We start from the raw sequence: 10,476 nt of genomic DNA, 5'->3' as shown, positions 1-10,476 counted from the left end.
GCACTGGATGAGTACGGAGCAAGCGGGGATATGCTCGGGCGATGGATACAGGAGCAGAACCCGGATTTTGCATTCATTACCGGTGTTCCCCATGCGATTCCCCGTGAATATACCGATGGTATCGAATGTTTTTCGGTGACGAATGGTCCCAGACAGGTTGTACCGCTGAAGGATCTCGGCCATGCACATGTTGTTGTCGAGATTGACCTCCATCCCCGGACCCTTGGTGTACGGAGTATTGTGGAGTCGGAGTTTGGAGCTGTTCTCAGGAGTTGTGTATGAAAGGGTTCCTGATCTCCGGTGACCGGTCAGGATCAGGAAAAACAAGTATTACCCTTGCCATAGCAGCAGCTCTTGCAAAACGATGGACTGTTCAGACCTTTAAGGTCGGAATGGATTATATCGATCCTTCCTATCTGACCGGCGTGACCGGGCGTGCATGCAGAAATCTGGACTCATTTGTGATGAATCCGGATGAGCTCTCAGCGGTATTTGATCATGCTTGCATGGGAGCCGATATAGCGATAGTCGAAGGCGTCAGAGGGCTGTATGAAGGGGCGGAGAGTATTGGTGATATCGGAAGCACAGCCTCGATAGCAAAACACTTTCAATTACCGATAATTCTGGTCATAGATGCCCGGAGTATTACGCAGAGTGCTGCGGCCCTGCTCATGGGTTTTATGCAGTTTGACCATGATATCCGAATCGCCGGGGTTATCCTCAATAATGTCAGGGGAGAGAAACATATCCGCAAAGCGACCGAAGCGATTCACCATTTTTGTCATGTCCCGGTTATTGGTGCAATTCCCCGGGTGGATAATCTTGATCTGACAATGCGGCATCTTGGTCTTGTTCCTTTTGAAGAAGGGCTGAAAGATCAACCGTTCCTGGACCGTGTATCATCCATTGTTGAAATGATCTGCAGTCATCTTGATCTTGATGCCCTGCTCTCCCTTTCACGGGAAATGAAGGCTCCTGACCGGATACCAGATCTGTTTGCCGTATCTGGTCTCTCCCATCAGGGAACTATCGGGATTGCCCGGGATGAGGCGTTTAATTTTTACTATGCTGATTTATTCTCCCTGATTGAATCACAGGGGTTTGAGATCGAATATTTTTCACCGGTTCATGATGTACTTCCTGATGCAGACGGGTACTGGTTCGGGGGAGGGTACCCTGAATACTACGGACGTGAACTTGAAGAGAATCAGTCGATGATTGAGGATATCAGGAACGCTGCGAGGGATCACCGGCCGGTTATTGCAGAGTGCGGGGGGCTTATGTACCTGTGCAGGGAGATCCGCATCATGCAGGATTTCTCAGGACTTTCTGCAGGGACTGTATTTCAGATGGCTGATGTTCTCCCTGCCCGGTGCACAATTCCCAAAAAACGGATTGTCACGTATGTGTCCGGAACTACCACTCCAGACTTCCCGTTTGAAAGCAACAAGGCTGTACCGGTCAAAGGCCATGCATTTCATTACTCCACCGTTCATCCTGATGAGGGGGTGTCATTCGGCTATGAGCTTGTACGAGGGTTTGGTATTGATGCAACCCATGACGGGATCGTTCGTCACAGAGTAGTCGGGTCATATACGCATATCCATCCGGTCCCTTCATCTGCCCTTTTGTATTCATTTTTGTCCGCTTGTAAGGCTGATCCCCTTTCATAATCAGGCAGTTTTTTCTTTTTTTTGTCCTGCATCAGATTCGTGAGGCTGATCCTTTAAGAGAACATGAGTCAGATACTTTGGTATGCAGATATACATCGATGGGAAGTTCTATCCCAAAGAGGAGGCTAAGATTTCAGTCTTTGATCATGGTTTTCTCTATGGGGATGGTGTTTTTGAAGGTATCAGAGCCTATTCTGGGCGGGTGTTCAGACTTGAGGAGCATCTTGACCGGCTGTATGATTCAGCAAAAACCATCGATCTTGCTGTTCCGATTACAAAGGATGAGATGACCGCTGCAATCATCGAGACCTGTAAACGGAATAATTTAAAGGATGCATATATCAGACCGATTGTAAGTCGTGGTGTGGGTGATCTCGGGCTCGATCCCCGGAAATGTGCAAAGGCCACCGTTGTTATTATGGCAGTGGAATGGGGTGCCATGTATGGTGATTTGTACGAGAAGGGTCTGAAAGCCATCACGGTATCAGTGCGGAGAAATCCTGCTGAAGCTCTTCCACCAAATGTGAAGAGTCTGAACTATTTGAATAACATTTTAGCCAAGATAGAGGCAAACTGCAAAGGTGGAGATGAAGCTATTTTCTTTGATACAAATGGGTATGTATCCGAAGGTTCAGGGGATAACATCTTTGTCATCAAGAATGGTGTGATCATCACTCCGCCGACCCTGAATAATCTCCGGGGTATTACCCGTATGGTTGCAATTGAGATTGCATCGTCACTTGGCATACCGGTGCAGGAGCGCAATATGGGGTACTATGATCTCTACTGTGCAGATGAAGTCTTTGTAACCGGTACTGCTGCCGAGATTGCACCAATTACCTGGATTGACGGGCGCAGTATCGGAACCGGAAAGCCAGGCCCCATCACGCGTCAGTGCATGGAGCAGTTCAAAATTGTCGTACAGAAAGAAGGAACACCGATTGTATAGGTAAAATCATCAATACTTTTTTAAGGATATACGTAGACATTTGATGGCACAGCTGATATAGTGTAGTCCGGCCAATCATGTCGGCCTTTCACGCCGACGACTGGGGTTCGAATCCCCATATCAGCATAATTTTTTTCATTGTTTTGATAATGTAAATATTTTGCATGAATACTTTTTTTCAAGGCTAAGCATAATACAAAAAAACCAATCTTTATACATATGGAATCATTCACATGGAATTCTCAAGAAGAATATATCATCCGACCCTCGTTGCTGCCGAGTGTCGGTGTCAGGTTTAGTGAATCGGGATACGTTTTCGCATAATCAAGAGTGATCATTCCACCCATTGAGTATCCAACGATAGCAACCGGGAGGGCAGAACAGTCCCCCTGTTCGTACGCCACCGGTTTCGCAGAATTCGTTCCATTACCCGCACATTGCTCATTGTTTCCTGTCAGCTTTTAATAACATCATGAAGATCAATAGTAGCCTGTGGAATAGAAAATGGAATTTTACCTGGTTTTGCCTTTAATGGGGTACTGAATATTGTCATTACTTATTTTTCCCCGTACATGTACCGTCACATTCCAGAGGCCGGGTGTGGAGGATGCCGGTATAATGAACGTTCCGGTTAGTTTCCCCTGTACCAGGGTACCAATGGCTGTAATATTCTGCTCTCCCGGATGTGACAGGTTTACGATAGCCCTGTTCTCAAAGTTATCACCATAGATGACAAACCCAGTTCCCTTTCCTGGTGCTGCGTACGACCGGGTATGGTCCGGATGGTAATATAACGAACTGAACATCATCATTACTGGTCAGGCCGCTTTGAGTCACTGTTACGTTCCATGGACCGGGCAGTGCATCATCGGGGATTGCGATGGTCCCGGTCAGATTTCCCTCTGAGAGATTTCCGATTGATGAAATATTGTTTTGTTCTGGATGGGAGAGGTTTACCTGAGCACCATCCATGAGGTTTTCACCCTGAAGCAGATAATCTGTTGCCTCACCCTGTATTCCTGAATCAGGGGTAATATTATGAACAACCGGACCATGAATCGGGCTGTCCGTGATGGTGAACAGGATGTTATCGTTACTATATTGTCCGTTCTGGTTGACTGATACGTTCCATGGTCCGGTGAGAGCGTCCGGAGGGATTTCGAAAGATCCGAAGTTTGGAGTTCCAGGAATGTCTATGAAAGAGGTGATATTATCCTCACCCTCATGGGTCAGGTTTACTATTGCGCCATAGAGGAGATGCTCACCCGTTATTGAATATATGACTTCCGTTCCTTTCTCTCCAGAGTCCGGATTTATCGAGTCCACTATTGGAGTATCTGTCGGGGCCGGAGTAATGGTGAATATGACATTATCATTACTGAACTGTCCGTACTGGTTTACTGATACATTCCATGGTCCGGTGAGGGTATTTACCGGTATGTAAAATGTTCCGGTCAGGGTTCCATCCTTCAGGGTTCCGAATGATGCGATATTGGTTTGTCCTTCCTTTGTAAGATTGACCCATGCACCATTCATGAAGTTGGATCCAGTAATGGTATAGTTCACGATAGATCCGGCATACAATGATTTGGGTGAAATACCGGTCACAACCGGAACCGGTACGGGTGGGGCGGTAATGGTGAACAGTATGTTATCGTTGCTATACTGCCCGTTCTGGTTGACTGATACATTCCATGGTCCGGGAAATGCATCAGGAGGAATCGCAAATGTACCAGTTAAGGCTAACCCCGTGACGGAAGCAATTGAGGTAATATTTGTCTCATCGAATCTTGTCAGGTTCACGATTGCTCCGGAAACAAAATTTTCTCCATTGACCAGGTAGGAAACAGATGTACCGGCCTGTCCCGTATTGGGTTTGATTGATTGGACAACAGGCGTGGGCTTTGGAGTTGGGGTAGGTGTCGGTGTTGGAGTAGGTGCAGGATTGAGATGAATAACACCGACTGCATAATGCTGCATACCTTCATAGACACCTCCCCATGTCATGGTGTGTTTGTTATAATCCCAGGTATTATGAAAGATAATCTGATCGGTTCCGGTATATCCGACCCCCAGCATGGTATGACCCATGAGTTGAATTAAGACCGGATACCCTGCATCAATTTCTGCTTTATACTGGTCATAGGTGAATCCTTTGGTATTTCCATTATACCCATAAATTAATTGGTTATAATTGAGAGAATGCTGGCCATCGTGTGCGACCGTATACCCACGCGATTCCACAAATAATTTTATACCATGCATCCCATCCCGCTGGGTATCGTCATATTCCGTGAAATCATAGACTGGCGATCCATCACGATTCGTCCATATCCACGTACTCCCATCGGTAGATCCATATTTTTGATACATACTGGTACCCATAAAATCTGCAAGTGAATCCTGTGGGGTATGTTCTTTCCACGAACCATAATAGGGGTCAACATCTGATCCATATTTGTGATAGTAATCGTCTTTGGATCCTTTTGTCGTTCGTCCATCAAGTCCTTCCTGTGATGCTGTCAGGGGACACTGCCCGTTTCCTTCAAATGAAGGGCCCCAAACCGCGTTTGTAAGCGGAAACACTCCCCCGTTTGTCGGGCCGGTATACATATTCGGATACCCATGCCGGTCAAGGTATCCACAAATCATGGTCGCTGATGTCGGAGTGCATCCATATGACCATGACAGTGCCGGGACCTCATTTTTATCCAGATATTGAGCGGATACATCATTGAGATCGGCAAGATGTGAGTTTGGATCATAATTTTCCGGTGGTAAACCTGGTCCGACAAGACGACCTTCATATATCGTTCCATCTTCAGAAATGGAAAGCAGTTTTAATGTGCTGTCATTGGCATCAGACATCTCAACCAGGGTGGGCTTTGCACCAGCACCCCCGGGAAGGGAGCATGCAATAAACAGGAGAATGATCAGGCCCCATCCAGCCTTCACAAAAAAAGGGCGAGTATACATACAGCATATTATTATTCAAAGAATATATTATTTTTTGAATGGATAGAATAAACCCGTAAATATAAAAATTATACAAGAGTTTCTCAAAAAACCTATAAAATCGGCAATTCATACATGGAAAACAAGGACTTAGTCCATATCCAGATAATAATACTCCCCCTTGCTCTTCTGTTCCCGGTCAAGATATGAATCCGGCTTGTTTATTCGTGGTCTGCCACTCATATCCCGTCTGAACGTTACACCAAGCTGGGAAAGGAACATATTCATTCCGGTCCTCATGTTAAACGGTCCTTTTGCCTCTCCCCTGATTCCTGGTTCTCCGTCAAAGACAAGGAGCCGTTCACTGATGATATCTATCACATAAATATCATGGTCGATAACAAGGATTGCTGCATCTTTCCCTTCTACCTGATTCCTGAATATCTTCGTCAGTCTGACCCGCTGCTCGACGTCCAGATGGGCACTTGGCTCATCAAGGACATAGAGATCTGCCGGCCGGGATAAACATGCAGCAATAGCAACCCGCTGAAGTTCTCCGCCGGAGAGGGTATTGACCGGAAGCTGCAGGATTGGCCCCAGAGTCAGACCTTCCACAATATCATGCTGATACTGGGCGGAATCGAAATTTCTGGCAATCTGCCGGAGGAAGAACTCAACCGTATCTGAGGTATCTCCTTTCAGATACTGGGGTTTATACGATATCCGGACTGAGGTCTCCATCGATCCGGAATCTGGTTTTTCGACTCCGGCAAGAAGCTTGGCAAAGGTGGATTTTCCAATACCATTCTGCCCGACAACTCCGATGACTTCTCCTGCAAATATCTCACCTGGATGTACCGTTAAAGAGAACCGGTCAAAGTTTCGGGTCATCTCTGGGATTACGAGCAGTGGTTCACGATCTGATCCCTCTTTGTGTGCTCGTACCTCAAAGGTTACCTGATAATCGCGGAATCTGACGTTCTCTTCCGGAAGGAATCCATCCAGGTACTGATTGATACCGATTCGAACCCCCTTTGGACGGGTGATGATACCAAAAACTGCCGGTTTTCCGTACGCGATATGAACCGTGTCGGCCAGCATATCAAGGATGGCAATATCATGTTCGATGAGGATAACCGGTTTTTCTGCAGCAAGTTCGCGTATTGCTGACGCAGCGGCCATCCGCTGGTAAATATCAAGGTAGGGTGTGACCTCGTCAAGGAAATAAAAGTCGGCATTCCGTGCAAGGGCTGCGGCAAGTGCGACTCGCTGGAGTTCTCCGCCGGAAAGATTCTGGATCTCCTGGTCAAGGATTTGGCGAAGTGTCAGAATATCAAGGTACCGGTCAAGGGCACCCCGTTCATCAGTAGTTTTTAAGAGATCCCATACTTTTCCCTGAAAGACCTTGGGGATGACATCGATATACTGGGGTTTGACTGATGCCTTAATAGATCCTTTCGAGAGTCGCTGGAGGTAATCGAAGAGTTCAGTCCCGGTATATTTTTTCAGGACATCATCCCATTTTACCTCAGTTTCAAAAATACCAAGATTCGGGCTGATCTGCCCAGATAGGATCTTGAGTGAAGTGGATTTTCCAATCCCGTTTGCACCGATCACACCGGTCACTTTGCCTTCAATCGGTGCAGGAAGACCATAGAGAACAAAGCTGTTCGGCCCATACCGGTGGGTGGGATGCTCCAGCTCTTCGGGAAGGGTGATGATATCTATCGCTTCAAAGGGGCATTTCTTCACACAGATACCGCATCCGACACAGAGCTCTTCAGAGATGACCGCTTTTCCTTCTTCATCAAGAAGAACAGTCTCATCACCGGTTCTGACCCGTGGACAGTACAGAATACATTCCGTTCCGCATTTGCGTGAATGACAGAGATCTTTATGGACAACAGCAATTCGCATGGGCTATCAGGATGATATGGTGGTCTCAGAGAGCAGGATGGTCCAGGTTACATACCAGAATGCAAAGGTGATAAATCCCTGGTAAAACCAGTCTTTCTTCTCAAGTTTTGTTGGATCTATCCGGATAAACATGAAAATATGTTTCTGAATGATTATTGAGGCCAGCATTACAAGGATGGGAAAGATAAATGATTTCCCTGCCCCTGATGCTGCGGTCGCCTGGTCGGTCAGAAAACAGATAATGCCGGCGATGCATCCGGCACCAACCGCTATGAGCGTGCGCGTAATACGCTTTGTATATTCTGCCGTTTCATCAACGGGGCGAGGTACATGGGTTTCCTCTGCCTGAGTATTCAGGACCGGTTCTTCTGTCATTGGGGCACCAGTTGTCTTATTTTTTTAGTCATGAGGCCATATGTAATTTGGTATCATGGCGACGATGCAGGGGATGAGTGGACTTGACCTCATCACAGTTACAGACGAGATCTCACGGCTCCTCCCCCTCTGGGTGCATAAAGTGTATCTGGATGAGAACCGTCTCTGTATTTTTCGGTTGAATAGTAAAAACCAGGGAAAAATAAACCTCCTCATCGAACCGGGACGACGGCTCCATCTGACTTCAATACTTCCAGAGATGCCCCAAATCCCTCCTGCTTTTGCAATGTTTCTGCGAAAATACCTTGCCGGAGGAAGGATCGACGGGATACGCCAGCAGGGTCTGCAGCGTACGGTAATCATTGACATCAGAAAATCTGAGCAGCTCTTTCACCTCATTGTCGAGGTTTTTGATGATGGAAATATCATCCTCTGTGGAGAAGACATGACCATTATCCAGCCGCTCACCCGGCACCGGTTTAAGGACAGGGATGTTCTTCCCGGAGCGTTGTATGTCTTTGGACCGCCGGATGTCAGTTCGATCACCGGTGAGGAATTTGCAGGGCGTCTCTCTCGTGATGATCGGGATATTGTGCGATCCCTTGCAGTCGGGTCCTTCCTGGGCGGCCGGTACGCAGAATATATCCTTTCGGTTACCGGGATTGACAAAAATACGTGTGCAAAGGATGCAGATGCAACCGTATTGTATGATGCCATTCATGATTTGCTAAGGAAAGCCCGCACCTCACCGGCACCGGTCCTTGATAAGAACGGATGCCATCCGGTCCCGGTTGGTGATGAAAAGCCCGGGGTCTTTGACTCATTTAACGCTGCTCTTGATACCTTTTTCCCGTCAGCACCACCGGTGAAAAAACAGGAGGAGAAGAAACGGATATCCCGGGAAGACAGAATTCGTCACCAGCAGGAAGAGGCGATCACAAAATTTGAGAAGAATATTGCCAGGAATGAAGAACTTGCCTCTCTCTTGTATGAAGAATATGGGTTTGTGTCTGACATTATTACCACGCTTTCAAAAGCCTCTAAGACACGGTCATGGCAGGAAATCGAGGCCGTTTTAAAGAAGGATACAACCGGTGCAGGAAAGCGGATCATCAGGGTGTTTCCTGCTGAGGCTGCGGTTGAACTCGATCTTGGAAAACCGGTGAAAGTGTATGTCCATGAGAGTATTGACCAGAACGCCGGCCGGTACTACGAACAGGTGAAAAAGTTTAAGAAAAAACTGGCCGGTGCAAAAGCCGCCATGGAACGTGACGTCCAGCATGCACGCATCAGGAAAATCCAGTATAAGCGGCCAAAGAAACGATGGTTTGACCGGTTCAGATGGTTTTACACCTCTGATCAGGTACTGGTTATCGGTGGTCGGGATGCCGGGCAGAATGAGGAACTGATAAAGAAGTATCTGGAAGGTGGCGACACGTTTGTCCATGCTGATGTTCATGGAGCCAGTGTGGTTGTGGTAAAAGGGAAGACTGAAGCGATGGATGAGGCAGTACGGTTTGCTGCTGCGTATTCAGGTGCATGGCGGGCAGGATTTGCATCTGCTGATGTCTATGCAGCCCGTCCTGACCAGGTATCAAAAACTGCTGAATCCGGTGAATACCTGTCACGTGGCTCATTTGTGGTCAGAGGAGAGCGACAGTGGTTTCATGATGTCCCCCTTGAAGTGGCTATCGGTCTGCAGAAGATGCCTGAGACCAGAATTCTTGGAGGTCCGGTATCTGCACTGTCAAAAGTATGTGATCTCTATGTACGGCTCCGGCCTGGAACGTTTGAACCAAATGACATCGCAAAAAAAGTGGTCCGGACCCTTCGTGAGAGACTCTCTGCCGAAGATCAGAAAGCATTAAAATTTGCCCTCAATACCGAAGCCGTCGCTGCATTTGTCCCGCCTGGCGGATCAGATCTGGTGGAAGGATGAAAGCGGAGTTTGAAGAACTCCAGAGGTCATTTGGCGAGATTCGTCTCTTCCCTGAGAACAGTGACGACCTCTGGCACCTCCACCATCTTATAACACCCGGTGCACTGGTGTACGCAACCACGCTTCGGAGTGTTGAAGGATCCCAGGATAAGATACGGCCTGAAAAGCAGGAAAAACGCCCGGTCAGACTTGGAATCCGGGTAGAGGATGTGGAGTTTCATGAGTTCTCGATTCGGCTGAGGGTGTTTGGTGTTATCGAATCAGGTGTGGACATCGGCTCTCATCACACCTTAAACCTCGAACCGGGCTATGAGATATCGGTCATCAAATGCTGGTCCAAAAGTGATCTTGAACGGATCGACCGGGCAGTGAAGGGTTCGGCAGCGGATGCAGTTCATATCCTCACGGTGGAGGAGGGAGAAGCAGAACTTTACCGGGTGCAGAGTTATGGGCCAAAGCAGATCTGGTCATGTGCTGCAGGGAGTGGCAAGACTGCAGAAGTCAGCAGCAGAGAAGAGTTTTCAGATGCCGTGGTTTCACAGATTTCTCAGATTACCGGACCGCTGGTGATCGCAGGACCCGGATTTGTAAAAGAAGAAATTATCGCAAAATTTCGAAGGAAAAACCCTTCACGAACAGCACCACTCGTCATCGGGGAGACCAGAGCC

At 47.6% G+C, this 10,476-nt stretch carries 7 protein-coding genes, 1 tRNA gene and 1 pseudogene; 6 read left to right on the top strand and 3 right to left on the bottom strand.

Annotated features, from left to right (window positions below; genetic code table 11):
* The 4 genes and pseudogenes from PLA23_RS05950 to PLA23_RS05935 all read left to right on the top strand — a co-directional run.
* Positions 1–282 (top strand): annotated as a pseudogene (locus PLA23_RS05950) (Ni-sirohydrochlorin a,c-diamide reductive cyclase catalytic subunit); the annotation flags it as partial.
* On the top strand, positions 279–1,673 hold the full coding sequence (cfbB, locus tag PLA23_RS05945) for a Ni-sirohydrochlorin a,c-diamide synthase (RefSeq protein ID WP_324329560.1): 1,395 nt from the start codon (positions 279–281) through the stop codon (positions 1,671–1,673). The pseudogene PLA23_RS05950 and the gene cfbB, both read left to right, overlap by 4 nt.
* 82 nt (positions 1,674–1,755) lie before the next feature.
* A complete protein-coding gene (gene ilvE, locus PLA23_RS05940; RefSeq protein WP_324474412.1) occupies positions 1,756–2,622 on the top strand; it encodes a branched-chain-amino-acid transaminase in 867 nt (288 codons plus the stop codon).
* Positions 2,623–2,673: 51 nt separating this feature from the next.
* Positions 2,674–2,748 (top strand) — tRNA-Glu (locus PLA23_RS05935).
* 594 nt (positions 2,749–3,342) lie between these two features.
* Here the strand turns inward: PLA23_RS05935 and PLA23_RS05930 are convergent.
* The 3 genes from PLA23_RS05930 to PLA23_RS05920 all read right to left on the bottom strand — a co-directional run bounded on the left by PLA23_RS05930 (position 3,343) and on the right by PLA23_RS05920 (position 7,869).
* On the bottom strand, positions 3,343–5,598 hold the full coding sequence (locus PLA23_RS05930) for an IPT/TIG domain-containing protein (protein WP_324474409.1): 2,256 nt from the start codon (positions 5,596–5,598) through the stop codon (positions 3,343–3,345).
* A 129-nt stretch (positions 5,599–5,727) separates the two neighbouring features.
* A complete protein-coding gene (locus PLA23_RS05925) occupies positions 5,728–7,494 on the bottom strand; it encodes a ribosome biogenesis/translation initiation ATPase RLI (protein ID WP_324331064.1) in 1,767 nt (588 codons plus the stop codon).
* A 6-nt stretch (positions 7,495–7,500) separates the two neighbouring features.
* A complete protein-coding gene (locus PLA23_RS05920; RefSeq protein WP_324331066.1) occupies positions 7,501–7,869 on the bottom strand; it encodes an EMC6-like membrane protein in 369 nt (122 codons plus the stop codon).
* A gap of 55 nt (positions 7,870–7,924) precedes the next feature.
* On the opposite strand from PLA23_RS05920, the gene rqcH reads away from it, so the two are divergent.
* Entirely contained in the window at positions 7,925–9,808 is a 1,884-nt protein-coding gene (rqcH, locus tag PLA23_RS05915) for a ribosome rescue protein RqcH (protein ID WP_324474407.1), read from the top strand.
* Positions 9,805–10,476 (top strand): pelota family protein (locus PLA23_RS05910; protein WP_324474405.1); only part of this gene is annotated, 672 nt, incomplete at its 3' end. The genes rqcH and PLA23_RS05910, both read left to right, overlap by 4 nt.

Source organism: Methanospirillum sp., assembly GCF_035406105.1.
Classification (GTDB): Archaea; Halobacteriota; Methanomicrobia; order Methanomicrobiales; family Methanospirillaceae; genus Methanospirillum.
Note: the sequence above shows the minus strand (reverse complement) of the source record. Positions and strands in the feature narration are given on the sequence as shown.